The organism is Empedobacter sp. R132-2 (genome assembly GCF_030324375.1).
Taxonomy (GTDB): domain Bacteria; phylum Bacteroidota; class Bacteroidia; order Flavobacteriales; family Weeksellaceae; genus Empedobacter; species Empedobacter falsenii_B.
Genome location: NZ_JACAGG010000019.1, coordinates 17050 through 31105, shown reverse-complemented (window position 1 = coordinate 31105; position 14056 = coordinate 17050). Strand labels below are relative to the sequence as shown.

The window sequence follows — 14056 nt, the reverse complement described above, 5'->3', positions numbered from 1 at the left end:
TAATTGAAGTGGAGGTTTTTGTTTTATTTTCCTAAGATTCCTTCTAAAAATCCAGTTTTAAAAGATTCAATCATAACATCTGGTTGATCGATAAAATTTAGAAAACCATAAGCTAGAACTGCACCCATAGCAATTTTTCCAATTGATAATAAAGATAGCTTTTTCATATTACCTTAATTTAAAATTAAATATAATAAATATTTACAATATCGGTGCTAATAATCTACAAATCGATGCAAACGCACGGTTATACCAAGGTCTATTTTCCCACTTTTCAATAGTTAATAATTCTGAATCCTCTTTATCTATATCAAATTGAGCACTCATTTGTTGTAATAACGTTGCATTTTCAATCACCGAAGTAATCTCGAAATTAATTATAAAACTACGATAATCTAAATTTACTGTTCCAATAAAAGCCAATTTATCATCGACAGTAATAGTTTTGGCATGAAGAAATCCTTTTTCGTACAAATAAACCTTCACACCTCGCTTCATCAAAGGTTTTAGGAATGATAATGACGCTTGTTGCACCACAATAGAATCGCCTTTTTTAGGGATAATCAACTCCACTTCTACTCCGCTCGAAACAGCAATCATCATCGCTGTCTTAAATTCGTCACTTGGTATAAAATATGGTGTACACAATTGCACTTTCTTTTTCGCTAAAGTAATTGCCAAAATCATCGCTTCCATTGCCGAATGTACATCACTACCAGGCGAAGAAAGTCCGAAACTAACAGTTGCAGCATCTTCAAAAATCTTACTTTGAGAATTGTAAAAATAATTTGAATCAGAAATATTATACTTTTTGCCTTCCGTCATCATCCAATTTAAGTAAAAATGCAATTGCAAACTATTGATAGAATCTCCTTCAATCATCACAGAAGTATCACGCCAATAAATCTTATTATTTGGACTTATTACACCATTTTGATTGATGTATTTATCACTAATGTTAATTCCACCTAAAAATGCTTTTTTACCATCAACAATCAAAATTTTACGGTGATTACGGTAATTAGAATTCGCTAAAGAAGAAAATCGAACAGGTAAAAATGTTTGAAACTCCACACCTGTTCCATCAAATCTTGAGTGATGTTTATTCAGTTTTGATGATCCAAAATCATCCGCAGTTACACGAACTTCTACACCATTTTTAGCTTTTTCAATCAGAATATCAATGATTTCATTTCCAATATGATCTTCATCAAAAATGTAATATTCGAGATGAATATGATTTTTAGCTTCACGTAAAGCTTCCAAAAAAAGAGGAAATTTTTCTTCTCCATTTGTCAACAACTTTACTTTATTATTTGTTGCAGGATAAGCAACTCTTGCATTATTTAAATAACGATAAACCTGTGACAAAGAACCAATTCTTGCATTTACTTTATCTAAATCATCGTGAACAAATTGATCCATTTCAGCCCATTTTTCATTGATGATTTTTTGATGATTCTTATCTATACGTTTAAAAAATTCATCTTTTTTAAATTTCTGTCCAAAGAAAAAATATAAGATTATTCCAATAAACGGTAGAAAAACAATCACCAGTATCCATGCAATTGTTTTAGTAGGGTTTCGATTTTCGATCAAAATAGTAACAATCACCATTATATAAAGGACGGTAAGCGGAACCCAATACCATTCTTTGATAAAATTCCAGATGTGCAAAAGTGTGATTGACCATTCCATTTGTTACCAATTCGTAATTTTTATAAAAATAAATGAATAAAAATCAATTCCTTAAAAAATTAATAGAAAATATTTAAAAATAATTTTGGAAATATAAAACAAACCTTCTTATATTTGCAATCCAAAATGACGGTGCCTTAGCTCAGTTGGTAGAGCAAAGGACTGAAAATCCTTGTGTCCCTGGTTCGATTCCTGGAGGCACCACCACATTTATAAAACCTCAAGCATGTGTTTGAGGTTTTTTTTTTGAATGAACATAACAATTTATTCATCGAGTATTTTAGAGTTGTATCTAAATATTCCGTAAATTGCATAAAACATGGAAATAGGAAATAGACCTTGGGGTTCGTACTACGTATTAGAGGACACCGATATATATAAATTAAAAAGAATAGAAGTGAATGTTGGCGGGCGTTTGTCTTACCAATACCACAATCATCGTGCAGAAGTTTGGACAATTGTTCAAGGAACTGCAATGGTAACACTTGATGATAAAGAATATGAATACAAAGCAGGTGAAGTCGTTATTATTCCATTAAAAGCAAAACATCGTATTCAGAACATAGGTAATGAGACTCTAATTTTTATCGAAGTTCAACATGGTACGTATTTTGGGGAAGAAGACATCATTCGCATTGAAGATGATTACAACCGATCATCTGAAGATTAATAAAAACTAACTATAAAAGACTATACTAATTGACTATGAAAATCGGAATTACATTTAGTGCTTTTGATTTGCTTCATGCGGGACATATCAAAATGCTAGAAGACGCAAAACAACATTGCGATTATTTGATTGTAGGTTTACAAACAGATCCAACATTAGATCGACCAGAAAAAAACAAACCAACACAAACTGTTGTAGAACGCTACATTCAGTTAAAAGGTTGCAAATTTGTTGACGAAATTGTGCCTTATGCAACAGAACAGGATTTAGAAGATGTTTTGAGATCTTTCAAAATCGATGTGCGTATTTTAGGGATTGAATACCAAGACAAAAACTTCACAGGACGTAAATATTGTGAAGAAAAAGGAATCGAATTGTATTACAATTCAAGAGACCACCGTTTCTCAAGTTCTGGACTTAGAAAAGTGGTTGCCGAAAAAGAACTTCTTAAAGTTGTAAAATAAAAATGGAGTAAGGTTAGAGTTTATCTAACCTTTTTTATTTACAATACTTTCTCAATCAAAAAATTAATGTAAAAAATAATTCTAAAAATTATACCTTTGCAAAATGTCAAATATAGTTGCAATTGTAGGAAGACCAAACGTTGGTAAATCTACGTTCTTCAACAGAATGATCCAAAAAAGACAAGCTATCGTTGATGACACTTCTGGTGTTACACGTGACCGTCACTATGGAAAATCTGATTGGAATGGAAAAGAGTTTACCGTAATCGATACCGGAGGGTATGTCGTTGGTTCAGATGATACCTTTGAAGAAGAGATCCGCAAGCAAGTTGAATTGGCTATTGATGAAGCAAATGTAATTTTGTTCATGGTAGACAATCAAGTTGGTTTAACGGATATGGATAAGGAAGTTGGCAACCTTTTAAGACGCACTAAGAAGCCTACATTCTTAGTTGTGAATAAGGTCGATACCAACAAAAATTTAGAAGATTCTTATGAGTTTTATAACTTAGGATTCGAAAAAATGTACACTATCGCTGCAATGAGCGGAAGTGGAACAGGTGAATTATTAGATGATGTGGTAGATTGTTTTACAGAAGAACAACACATTGATCCATTCGAAGGTTTACCTAAAATTACAATCGTAGGTCGTCCAAATGCTGGAAAATCTACATTAATCAATGCATTATTAGGTGAAGAACGTAATATTGTAACGGATATCGCAGGAACAACACGTGATTCTATCGAAACGTTGTACAATAAATTTGGACACGAATTTGTTTTGGTAGACACTGCCGGAATGCGTAAAAAAGGAAAAGTAAGCGAAGATTTAGAATTCTATTCTGTCATGCGTTCGGTTCGTGCAATCGAAGAATGCGACGTTTGTGTCTTAGTAATTGATGCAGAACGTGGTATTGAAGCACAAGATTTGAATATTCTTTATTTAGCAGAACGTAACCGAAAAGGTGTGGTCATCTTAATCAACAAATGGGATTTATTGGAAAAAGAAACCAATACAATGAAAGAATACAAAGATGCTATTCTAAAACGTATTGCGCCTTTTACAGACGTTCCTGTGTTGTTTATCTCGGCTCTTACAAAACAACGTGTCTTGAAAGCTGTGGATACATTTATCGAAGTTTACGAGAACCGTAGTCGTCGTATCAAAACAAGTAAATTAAACGAAACCTTGTTACCGATTATCGAGATTACACCTCCACCTGCAGTAAAAGGAAAATACATCAAAATCAAATATGTAACGCAGTTACCTACAAAAACGCCTCAATTTGCGTTTTTCTGTAACTTGCCGCAATATATTAGAGATCCTTACAAACGATTTATCGAAAATCAATTGAGAAAGGAATTCAATTTTGAAGGAGTTCCTATTGAAGTTTACTTCAGAAAGAAATAATAAAAATCCAAAAAGTCCATTTACAATTTGTAGATGGACTTTTTTATTGATAACAATAGAATTTAACATTCATAAAAAAAGCTCAACGATTGCCGCTGAGCATTTTTGTGACCGAGACAGGATTCAAACCTGTAACCTCTTGAGCCGTAATCAAGTGCGCTATTCAGTTGCGCCACTCGGCCGTTTGAAATAATTGAAAGTATTTTCCTTTATTTTCGAATGCAAATATACAGCTCTTTTATCGTAAAAACCTAAGCTTTTCGAGAAAAATTTTTAACAATAATTTAATTCACAACGAATCAATTGCTTACAAAAATATTTTTTTATGATTTCATCCTATTTCTTAACTTGCCTGCTCTAAATTCAATCCAAAATGATTAAAAAATTAATTCTAAGTTCATTCGTTCTTCTTGCCATTAGTAGTTGTAAACAGTCGAAAGAAGCTGTTAAAACCGAACAAGAAAATACAACTTTTCAGTTTGCAAAAAATATTTCTATCGAAGAAAACAACGAAACAATCACGATAAAATCTTCTGGAAATACAATTTCATTTGATAAAAAAGACTTGCCTATCAAAACTGTGATGGTAGAAACTTCATCTGCTGTGACGTTTTTAGATCAATTAGGAAGTCTTGACTTAATCAAAGGAGTTTGCGATGCAGATTTTATTTACAATCCTAAAATAGCCGAAGGAATTGCGAATAAATCAATCTTGAAAGTTGGAAATTCAAACGAACTATTCACAGAAATTATCTTAAAAAATAAGCCTCAATTGATTATTGCAAGTTCTAATCCTGTTTTAGCAAAATTTCATCAACAATTGGAACAAAATGGAATAAAAGTATTGTATTTAGATGAATACAAAGAGCAAAACCCATTGGGACAAGTTGAATATCTGAAGGTTTTCGGAAAATTATTCGGAAAAGATACAGAAGCTGAAAAACGTGTAGAAACGGTTAAAAATAATTACGACTCCATCAAAAATATCATTCAAACCAAAGCCAAAGGCAACATTTCAACAATTGTGAATACAATGTATGGCGACATTTGGTACGTTCCGACAAATGATTTGTTGCAAGCAAAATTAATAGACGATGCGAAAGGAAATTATATTTTCAAGAATAAAACAGGTGAAAATAGTTTGAGCTTAACATTTGAAGAAGTTTATACAGCTGGAAAATCTGCAAATTATTGGATTAATGTAACAAACGTAAATACGTTGGCAGAAATGAAAGCTTCTTATCCAAATTATGCGTGGTTTGATGCGTTTAAGAAAGGAAATGTTTACGCTTACAACAAACGAATGAATGCAAAAGGTTCGAATGATTATTTTGAACAAGGAATCCTTCGTCCAGATATTATTTTGAATGATTTAGGAAAAATTTTCTATCCAAATTTATTTCCAACGTATGAGTTGTACTTTTATCAACAATTGAAATAAATGACTGAAATTATTCAAAAATTCGAAGATTTTGTTCTAAAATCTTCGAATTTATCCATTTCAACTCTTGAAAAAGATGCAGAATGTGACGAATATATAGGTTATAATTTCAATGTTAATGAGTTTTCTATAAAATTTAGAAAATCGAAAATTACGCCTAAAAAAGTTGGTCAATTTGTAACATTATGGAAACGAAATACAGCTAAACAAACCGAACCTTTCGACGAAAATGATGGTTTTGATTATTACATTATTGCTGCAGAAGATGATTCTAAACTAGGTTTTTATATTTTTCCGAAATCAATTTTAATTGAAAAACATATTTTGACCTCAATTAAAAAAGAAGGAAAAAGAGGTTTTAGAGTTTATCCGAATTGGATAAAACCTGAAAATAAACAAGCGGAGAAAACTCAAAATTGGCAACAAGATTATTTCGTAGAAGTCAACAATCAACAAATTGATAAAACCAAGTTAGAAAAGATATTCAACAAAAAACGGAATTCAAATTGAGTTCCGTTTTTTTGTTATTTTTTCAAAAATTCGAATCCAAATAAAAATAAGCTTCACTGATAAAATCACTAATATTTGACGCAATTAAACTATGTGGATGAATTTTATTTACAGCCAAATCTCCAGCCAATCCATGTAAATAAACACCTAAAATTGAAGCTTCTGATGAATGATAACCTTGTCCAATTAGCGACGCAATAATTCCACTCAACGTATCTCCAGATCCAGCAGTTGCCATTCCCCAATTTCCTGTCGAATTGAAATAAATTTTACCTTCGGATGTAATAACTGCAGTATAAAAACCTTTTATAATAAATGTCAATTGATGAAAAACAGCAAGTTTTTTAACTTTTTCTAATTTCTCAAAATCATTTTCCCATTCTCCAATTAAACGTTGTAACTCTTTTGGATGCGGTGTTAAAACTGAATCTTGTGGAATCAACGTAAAACAATCTTTCTGATTAGCTAAACAATTTAATGCATCAGCATCAATCACCAAAGGTTGTTGTTGATTCTTAATCCAATTGATAAAATTTGCTTCTGTAGTTGGGTGTTGTCCCATTCCCATTCCAACAGCAACTCCTTGATAAATTTTTATCTCAGGAAAATGTTCAATTTGTTTTTCTGAATCATCAGTCAAACTCATTGATTCTATCAAATTTGTTTGCAAAATATTTAATCCACATTGAGGAGTATAAGTCGTTACCAAACCACTACCCGTCTTCAAGGCTGCTTTTGCACTTAAAATAATTGAACCTATTTTTCCTAAACTTCCACCAATTATCAACGTATGACCAAATGTACCTTTGTGCGAAAATTGACTTGGTTTCTTTAGAAATTTCTGAACATCATTTTTCTGTATAAAATAATAATTTGTCTCAAATTCATTACTCACATGTTGTTCTAATCCAATATCTAACAAAATAAATTCATCGGTGTAAATCTGATTTTCAGGAAATAATAAACCTAATTTAGAAACCTGAAAAGTATATGTTTTATTTGATTTACAACACGGAAAATATTTTTGCATAGGAGAATCAGCAATAAAACCAGAAGGCAAATCTATCGAGATAATTTGCGTCGGATTTGACTCTTCTATTTGATTGAAGACTGAATTCCAATCATCATGCAAAGGTTGATTAATTCCAATTCCGAAAATAGCATCGATAATAACTGAATTTTCAGGAAGTTGTAACTCTTCATTCAAATTAAAAAAATGTAAATCATTAGAACTCAAAAGTTGTTGATTCTTTAAATTATCTTCGCTATAATTCTCTGATTTCAATATATAAATCAATGTTTTATAGCCTAATTTTTTCAATTCTCTTGCAACTCCTAATCCATCTCCTCCATTATTTCCTTTTCCGCAAAAAATAATAATGGGTAATTCTTTAGATGGAATATCATTCACTATATTTTCAGTCAATTTCAATACAGCTCGCTCCATCAAATCCCAAGAGGATATATTTTGATGTTTGATCGTTAATTGATCCCATTCTTTTATCTGTTTTGAATTGAGTATTTTCATGAATAACATTTGTTTACATAAAGGTAGTAAATAAAAAAAGGAACTCAAATTGAGTTCCTTTTTTTATTTATATTCTATTAATCTTAAAATAATTCTGATCGGAATTGCTCTAAGAAACGTTTATCATTTTCTGTGTACAAACGGATATCCCCAATTTGATACAACAACAACGCAATACGCTCAATTCCCATACCGAATGCATAACCCGAATATTTCTCAGGATCGATATCTACATTGCGCAAAACGTTAGGATCTACCATACCACATCCCATAATTTCTAACCAACCTGTACCCTTTGTCATACGATAATCGGTTTCAGTTTCTAATCCCCAATATACATCAACCTCCGCAGAAGGCTCTGTAAATGGGAAATATGAAGGACGTAAACGAATTTCAGATTTACCAAATAACTCAGTTGTAAAATAACTTAACGTTTGTTTCAAATCTGCAAACGAAACACCTTCGTCGATATACAAACCTTCAATTTGGTGGAACATCATATGCGAACGAGACGAAATAGCCTCATTACGGTAAACACGACCTGGCGCTAAGAAACGCATGGGCGGTTGATTGTTCTCCATATGACGAATCTGCGTAGACGATGTATGCGTACGCAACACGATATCTGGATCAGTTTCGATGAAAAATGTATCTTGCATGTCTCTTGCAGGGTGATGTGCAGGCAAATTTAACGCTGTAAAATTGTGCCAATCATCTTCGATTTCTGGCCCTTCAGAAACGCTAAATCCAATGCGATTAAAAATCTCGATAATACGATTTTTTGTAATGTTAATTGGATGACGAGATCCCAATGTAAAAGGCTCTCCAGGACGCGTCAAATCTAAAGAAGAATCAGTTTTTCCTTCGTTTGAGATTTCATTTTTAAGAACAGTTGATTTTTCAGTTGCCAATGTTTTTAATTCATTCACAACTTGACCAAATTCCTTTTTTTGTTCATTCGGAACAGATTTGAACTGTGTAAACAAGTCTGTTAAAATTCCTTTTTTTCCTAAAAATTTAATTCTGAATTCTTCAATTTCAGCAGCATTTGTTGAATGGAAGTTTTTTACTTCTTCAATATATTGTTTGATTTGGTCAATCATAATTTCTGATCAATTTGATTACAAATTTAACCGATAATCAACTTATAACAAATTATTCGAGTACTTTTATTAAAAACGTCTAATTCTTATAAATAAAAATCCTCCTAAGAAACTTAGGAGGATTTGATTGATATCTTATTTTTGAAAATTATTTCCCAAATACTTCTTTTACTTTAGCAGTAATTCGTTCTCGTTCTGCATCTGTTAAATTAGAACCAGAAGGTAAACATAAACCATTTTCAAATAATTCTTCGGCTACCGTTCCTCCATAATAAGGTGCATCAGCAAAAACAGGTTGCATATGCATTGGTTTCCATAATGGACGAGATTCGATATCATCTTCTAAAAAAGCTAAACGCAAATCTTCGCGCGTTTTCCCCGCTACCTTTGGATCAATTAAAATCGCTGACAACCAATGGTTAGAGAAATAATCAGAAGTTGGTTCTGTAAATACCGTTACGCCATCAATATCCGCAAATAAATCTTGATAGAATTTATTCATTGCACGACGAGCTTCAACTCTATCTGCTAAAACTTCCATTTGGCCACGACCAATACCTGCTGTAATATTACTCATACGGTAATTGTACCCAATATGTGAGTGTTGATAATGAGGTGCATTATCGCGTGCTTGTGTCGCTAAAAATACTGCTTTATCTTTATCTTCTTGTGTTTGACAAACTAATGCTCCACCACCAGAAGTTGTTATAATTTTATTCCCATTAAACGATAACGCTCCAAAACGACCAAAAGTCCCTGCTGCTTTTTCTTTGTATTTAGAACCTAAAGCTTCTGCAGCATCTTCTATCACAGGAATGTTATATTTATCAGCAACAGCATGTACTTCGTCTACTTTATATGGCATTCCGTACAAATGCACTGCTAAAATTGCTTTTGGTGTTTTTCCTTTTGAAATTCTATCTTTAATTGATTCTTCTAATGCTATTGGACAAATGTTCCATGTATCTTTTTCAGAATCTACAAAAACAGGTGTAGCACCTTGATAAGCAATTGGATTTGCTGTTGCTGAGAATGTCATCGATTGACAGATTACCTCATCACCATGTGAAACCCCACATTCTATTAATGCTAAATGAATTGCCGCTGTTCCTGCAGATAATGCTGCAACTTTTACATCTGCATTTAAGAAATTTTCTAAATCTGCTTCAAAACCATTTACGTTAGGTCCTAATGGTGCAACCCAGTTTGCATCGAATGCTTCGTGAATGTATTTTAGTTCGTTACCTCCCATATGAGGAGATGATAACCATATCTTTTCAGCCATTTTATAGTTGTTTTTGTTGAGCAAATTTATGATAAAACTATGATTTTTGCTTCATTAGTTTATCATAAAACTTCATAAAATAAAAAATCTTATCAATACTCTCTCAAACATTTTCTTAATGTAAGAGATTTAATGCCTATTTCTATATCCTTTTTTCTAATTCAAATACTCTTTTCAAAAAGAAATTTTGTCATTTTGATGTATCGAGAAATCTTAACCTTAATTTGAATCTTAACATCATTTACACACTCCCCTAACCCCTCTCAAGAGGGAAATTTATTTCATATTTAATAAAAAAATCCTCCTAAGAAAACTTAAGAGGATTTGATTGATATTATATTTTTAAAAATTATTTTCCAAATACTTCTTTTACTTTAGCTGTAATTCGTTCGCGTTCTACATCAGTTAAATTAGAACCAGAAGGTAAACATAAACCATTTTCAAATAATTCTTCTGCTACCGTTCCTCCATAATAAGGTGCATCAGCAAAAACAGGTTGCATATGCATTGCTTTCCGTTAATTCACGAAGGAAAGGATTACTGAGGATTCTGGCTTTTATTTGTAGAGGATGTCGATTTTTTTCGAGAAATTAAAAACCTGTTTTATTATTTTTCTTCTAACTTTTACCTTAATGCAAAGTCTGTGCAAACAGAGTATGTGATTACAAAACATCAAGTCTTTGATTTTCGACGGTCAAAATTAGTTTTAGTCATTCAATGTTTTAGATCATTTGCTACGCAAACAGTAAAACATTTTAACCATGCCACTCAACTTTTTGACACTCGCCTCCAAATCATATGACATTTTTCTAATCCTTTTTTCATTCATAAATTTTGTAAAAACTTATTACTTAAAACTCAATACTTAAAACTTAAATTATTTTCTTAACGTGAGAGTTTTAATGCCGGTTTTTCATCCTTTTTTAATATTAAAATCCCTTTTAAACAATGAATTCAAACCCGTCATTGCTGAAAAGTCGAGCGTCAATTCGGCGTAAAGAGCGTTAAAAATGATTTATGTTCGCATTTCATATGCGAATGTTCTAAAGCATTTAGCGAATAGCCATTATTGACCGACTTGTAAGCACAGACTTGACTTTTTTGGTTCGTTTTTGTGTCAAGACAAAAATGAATGTAAAATTATTAATCAATTTGTAACAATTTTACCTAAACTCCACTGTAGCTTCTCCTTTTAATTTCAAATTTTTAATTTCAAATGTTTTTTCATCAAGGTTCCCCGAAGGGCATATGAATTCATTTGAAAACAATAATAACTCATGAATAAAAAAATGAATAATCTTAATCATGCATCTCAACTTTTTGACACTCGCCTCAAAATCATATGACATTTTTATGATCCTTTTTCAAATACATAATACATTGTACTTTTTACATAATACATAATACATTTCACAAATCTAAAATCTCAAACTTAACCTCTACATTTTACATTCTACAACCCCTCAATACTCATATCTAAAATCTCAAACTTAACCTCTACTTTTTACATTTTACAAGTCTCAATTCTCACATCTAATATCTAATATCTCAATTCCCACATCTACTTTTACACAACAAAAAAAACTACCCATCTACTGGGTAGCCTTTAACAATTACATTAAATTTTCATTCTTCAATTTTTGCAACAACAGCGAAAGACAGAAACTACTTAATGCCCCTACGAGCGAAAGTAAAATTGTCGAAATAATATCCTGCCATTGTATACTCGCATACATACCGCACATAGCTCCACAAATCACACTAAACTTCGTGTGATCGTGAGGCGGCATCGGATTCATCAACAACATCATGGTCAACAGTTAATTGACTTACAGCTGTTAAAACACCTCCCGTCACAACCAAATATCCACCTAATTGCACCAATAGTGCTGGCAATACAACAGGAGCGGCAATCAATACACCACCAATACTAGCAGCGACTAATCCTATTGTACGAATACGTTGAAATAACTTAGGGGTTGGCAATTGCAAACGTTCTACTATATTCATAACGTTTATTTTTTAATGTCTAAAAAAACCTGTTCACCTCTCTGTAAATATTCATAAACGATTGTTTTCAGTCGTTCAAATGCTTTACGAGAGTCAATACCTTTTCCTTCTCCTTGCAGAGAAGTAACTGGAGCTATACATCCATTCAGCTCCTTTAGTGCATCATTCGCTGGATGAAATAAAATCAACGATCGATTTGGAACCAAATCAATCCATACATGCCACCCAAAACGTTTACTAAATCGCTTCTTTAGTGGATATTTACCTTCAGGAATACATGATTTGCGTTTCAAATTGTTCTTCCATGGTAACTCAATTGTCATGCAAATCAGTTGTTGCTGTAACCAAAGCTGTCCATTGGTTCCATCAGGTAAATATTTTCTTTTTAAAACTAAATCCATATTTTATTTTTTTATAGTTATTAGTCATTTTATCTGTCGCCTACCTCCACATTACTCATCTCATAATCCTCATACTAATAAGTCAACTCTGCATAAACTTTTCATAAAATTCTAATCTATTTCCATATAAAACAAGTCACCATAAACCAAATGTCACTTATAATCAATAAAATACATTTTTATCCCTTTTTGTCATACAACAACAATAATTTTTAGAAAAATAGATCATTTTCTAAAAAAACTAAACAAATAATACCAGCAACAACAACAAGCTATATAGTTCTATTTAATTTAATTCCACAATCAAAAAAAAAAAAGAAATATGAAAAAAAACAAAAGAATGATCATTTATGCGAAAGACATTCAAAATGCCACCGGAAGAAGTTACAGGCAAAGTCTTCGCTTATTACAAAAAGCCAAACAAAAAGTAGGTAAATCAAAAGACGACATGTTAAGTCTAAGAGAGTTTTGCGACGTGTATAACATTAATCCTCTCGATTTTCAAGAATCAATTTAAAACAAAAAATTATGAACGATAAAACTATATTTTCGGTTCAATGGTTCAATTCTATTATCAAAAAAATAGATGAATTGGAACAAGATTGGAAAAATAATATTATCCAATTCAACGATTCCATTTTAATGGAAGAACATCAAGTAACAACCCTATTACAAATTTCAAAATCCACCTTACGAAGGTATCGCTTAAAAAAGTATTTTAACGTATATCAAATAGGCAAGCGAAACCTATATTTACAACACGATATTATCAGAGGTATTCTTACCCATTTAGTGAAATAACAAAAAAAAGAGAAATAAACTTTTATTTCTCTTTTTGCTTTTGCCTAAACAAAATCTAAACTACTGTTTTTAGCTAGGGTGAAGAATTTCTCCTCCCATAATTTGTAAATCTAAAATCTCAATTCTCACATCTAAAATCAATCATCTAATCTGTACTTTTTACTTAATACTTAATACTTAATACTTTTTACATACTACTTAATACTTTTTACTTAATACTTTTTACTTAATACTTAATACTTAATACTTTTTACTTAATACTTTTTACTTAATACTTTTTACATAATACATACTACATTTTACAACTCAACACCGATACACGAACACCGAACAAACCATACGGAACGGATATACAATGGATACAGAATGGATACAGCGCGGATACACAGCCGATACAGAAAAGTGTCATTTTCGATATACACCGATACAGAATTTTAACACTTTTTAACACATTATTTCTCTAACCACAATAGAAACATAGGTTTTATTAAGTTTTGCGTTCTACGCTTAACGTTTTACGAATTTTGTCATTCTGAGCTTGTCTCAGAATCACATTCAATATGTCATTTCGAGGTATCGAGAAATCTTTTGTCACTTTTTTTCGTCAAAAAAACTAACGAAAAAAGACTTGTCTTTGATTTTCGACGGTCAAAATAAGTTTCAGCCATTGAATGTTTTAAATCATTTGCTACGCAAACAGTAAAATATTTTAACCATAACTTTCAACTTTTTTG

At 31.6% G+C, this 14056-nt stretch carries 13 protein-coding genes, 2 tRNA genes and 1 pseudogene; 7 read left to right on the top strand and 9 right to left on the bottom strand.

Translation table 11 applies throughout. From position 1 onward, the window contains the following. Positions 1-23: 23 nt before the first annotated feature. Together HXZ69_RS09810 and cls are read right to left on the bottom strand one after the other, a co-directional pair. Positions 24-167, bottom strand: coding sequence for a hypothetical protein (locus HXZ69_RS09810; RefSeq protein ID WP_160279606.1), 144 nt, complete (start codon positions 165-167; stop codon positions 24-26). A gap of 34 nt (positions 168-201) precedes the next feature. After that, on the bottom strand, positions 202-1698 hold the full coding sequence (cls, locus tag HXZ69_RS09805; RefSeq protein WP_286495835.1) for a cardiolipin synthase: 1497 nt from the start codon (positions 1696-1698) through the stop codon (positions 202-204). A gap of 131 nt (positions 1699-1829) precedes the next feature. Between cls and HXZ69_RS09800 the strand changes: the two genes are divergently transcribed. The 4 genes from HXZ69_RS09800 to der all read left to right on the top strand — a co-directional run bounded on the left by HXZ69_RS09800 (position 1830) and on the right by der (position 4243). Then, positions 1830-1905: transfer RNA gene (locus HXZ69_RS09800), tRNA-Phe, on the top strand. A gap of 112 nt (positions 1906-2017) precedes the next feature. After that, positions 2018-2368 carry a phosphomannose isomerase type II C-terminal cupin domain gene (locus tag HXZ69_RS09795; protein WP_038336510.1) on the top strand — a complete coding sequence of 117 codons (351 nt, stop codon included), beginning with the start codon at positions 2018-2020 and terminating at the stop codon, positions 2366-2368. A 35-nt stretch (positions 2369-2403) separates the two neighbouring features. Continuing rightward, complete coding sequence (locus HXZ69_RS09790) at positions 2404-2832, top strand: adenylyltransferase/cytidyltransferase family protein (RefSeq protein WP_038336508.1); 429 nt, start codon at positions 2404-2406, stop codon at positions 2830-2832. 103 nt (positions 2833-2935) lie between these two features. Further along, positions 2936-4243, top strand: a complete 1308-nt coding sequence (der, locus tag HXZ69_RS09785; protein ID WP_221854085.1) for a ribosome biogenesis GTPase Der — start codon at positions 2936-2938, stop codon at positions 4241-4243. Between the two features lie 108 nt (positions 4244-4351). Here the strand turns inward: der and HXZ69_RS09780 are convergent. Next, a tRNA-Arg gene (locus HXZ69_RS09780) sits at positions 4352-4425 on the bottom strand. A gap of 191 nt (positions 4426-4616) precedes the next feature. Between HXZ69_RS09780 and HXZ69_RS09775 the strand changes: the two genes are divergently transcribed. Both HXZ69_RS09775 and HXZ69_RS09770 read left to right on the top strand, forming a co-directional pair. Beyond that, complete coding sequence (locus tag HXZ69_RS09775) at positions 4617-5684, top strand: ABC transporter substrate-binding protein (protein WP_286495834.1); 1068 nt, start codon at positions 4617-4619, stop codon at positions 5682-5684. Continuing rightward, positions 5685-6194, top strand: a complete 510-nt coding sequence (locus HXZ69_RS09770; RefSeq protein ID WP_286495833.1) for a MepB family protein — start codon at positions 5685-5687, stop codon at positions 6192-6194. 22 nt (positions 6195-6216) lie between these two features. Here HXZ69_RS09770 and HXZ69_RS09765 read toward each other — a convergent pair whose 3' ends face one another. From HXZ69_RS09765 to HXZ69_RS09740, 6 genes and pseudogenes are all read right to left on the bottom strand, one after another. Continuing rightward, entirely contained in the window at positions 6217-7722 is a 1506-nt protein-coding gene (locus HXZ69_RS09765) for an NAD(P)H-hydrate dehydratase (RefSeq protein ID WP_286495832.1), read from the bottom strand. Positions 7723-7805: 83 nt separating this feature from the next. Then, complete coding sequence (locus HXZ69_RS09760; RefSeq protein WP_221854081.1) at positions 7806-8825, bottom strand: phenylalanine--tRNA ligase subunit alpha; 1020 nt, start codon at positions 8823-8825, stop codon at positions 7806-7808. Positions 8826-8973: 148 nt separating this feature from the next. Then, a complete protein-coding gene (locus HXZ69_RS09755; RefSeq protein ID WP_286495831.1) occupies positions 8974-10110 on the bottom strand; it encodes a DegT/DnrJ/EryC1/StrS family aminotransferase in 1137 nt (378 codons plus the stop codon). A 349-nt stretch (positions 10111-10459) separates the two neighbouring features. Continuing rightward, positions 10460-10624 (bottom strand): annotated as a pseudogene (locus tag HXZ69_RS09750) (pyridoxal phosphate-dependent aminotransferase); the annotation flags it as partial. Between the two features lie 1247 nt (positions 10625-11871). Further along, positions 11872-12096 (bottom strand): hypothetical protein, encoded by a 225-nt coding sequence (locus HXZ69_RS09745; protein WP_286495829.1) that lies wholly within the window; start codon positions 12094-12096, stop codon positions 11872-11874. 29 nt (positions 12097-12125) lie between these two features. Next, the gene (locus HXZ69_RS09740) at positions 12126-12521 is read right to left on the bottom strand and encodes a DUF5675 family protein (protein ID WP_286495828.1); all 396 of its coding nucleotides are present in this window, start codon (positions 12519-12521) and stop codon (positions 12126-12128) included. Between the two features lie 322 nt (positions 12522-12843). Here HXZ69_RS09740 and HXZ69_RS09735 point away from each other — a divergent pair, with 322 nt between their 5' ends. Further along, positions 12844-13038, top strand: coding sequence for a hypothetical protein (locus HXZ69_RS09735; protein WP_084106967.1), 195 nt, complete (start codon positions 12844-12846; stop codon positions 13036-13038). The last annotated feature ends 1018 nt before the right edge of the window (positions 13039-14056 follow it).

Excerpts from the sequence above, each read along its gene's own strand:
- HXZ69_RS09770 (WP_286495833.1), top strand. The coding sequence starts at position 5,685 with ATGACTGAAATTATTCAAAAATTCGAAGATTTTGTTCTAAAATCTTCG.
- HXZ69_RS09740 (WP_286495828.1), bottom strand. The coding sequence starts at position 12,521 with ATGGATTTAGTTTTAAAAAGAAAATATTTACCTGATGGAACCAATGGA.
- HXZ69_RS09760 (WP_221854081.1), bottom strand. The coding sequence starts at position 8,825 with ATGATTGACCAAATCAAACAATATATTGAAGAAGTAAAAAACTTCCAT.
- HXZ69_RS09755 (WP_286495831.1), bottom strand. The coding sequence starts at position 10,110 with ATGGCTGAAAAGATATGGTTATCATCTCCTCATATGGGAGGTAACGAA.
- der (WP_221854085.1), top strand. The coding sequence starts at position 2,936 with ATGTCAAATATAGTTGCAATTGTAGGAAGACCAAACGTTGGTAAATCT.
- cls (WP_286495835.1), bottom strand. The coding sequence starts at position 1,698 with ATGGAATGGTCAATCACACTTTTGCACATCTGGAATTTTATCAAAGAA.
- HXZ69_RS09790 (WP_038336508.1), top strand. The coding sequence starts at position 2,404 with ATGAAAATCGGAATTACATTTAGTGCTTTTGATTTGCTTCATGCGGGA.
- HXZ69_RS09775 (WP_286495834.1), top strand. The coding sequence starts at position 4,617 with ATGATTAAAAAATTAATTCTAAGTTCATTCGTTCTTCTTGCCATTAGT.
- HXZ69_RS09765 (WP_286495832.1), bottom strand. The coding sequence starts at position 7,722 with ATGAAAATACTCAATTCAAAACAGATAAAAGAATGGGATCAATTAACG.
- HXZ69_RS09795 (WP_038336510.1), top strand. The coding sequence starts at position 2,018 with ATGGAAATAGGAAATAGACCTTGGGGTTCGTACTACGTATTAGAGGAC.
- HXZ69_RS09735 (WP_084106967.1), top strand. The coding sequence starts at position 12,844 with ATGAAAAAAAACAAAAGAATGATCATTTATGCGAAAGACATTCAAAAT.
- HXZ69_RS09810 (WP_160279606.1), bottom strand. The coding sequence starts at position 167 with ATGAAAAAGCTATCTTTATTATCAATTGGAAAAATTGCTATGGGTGCA.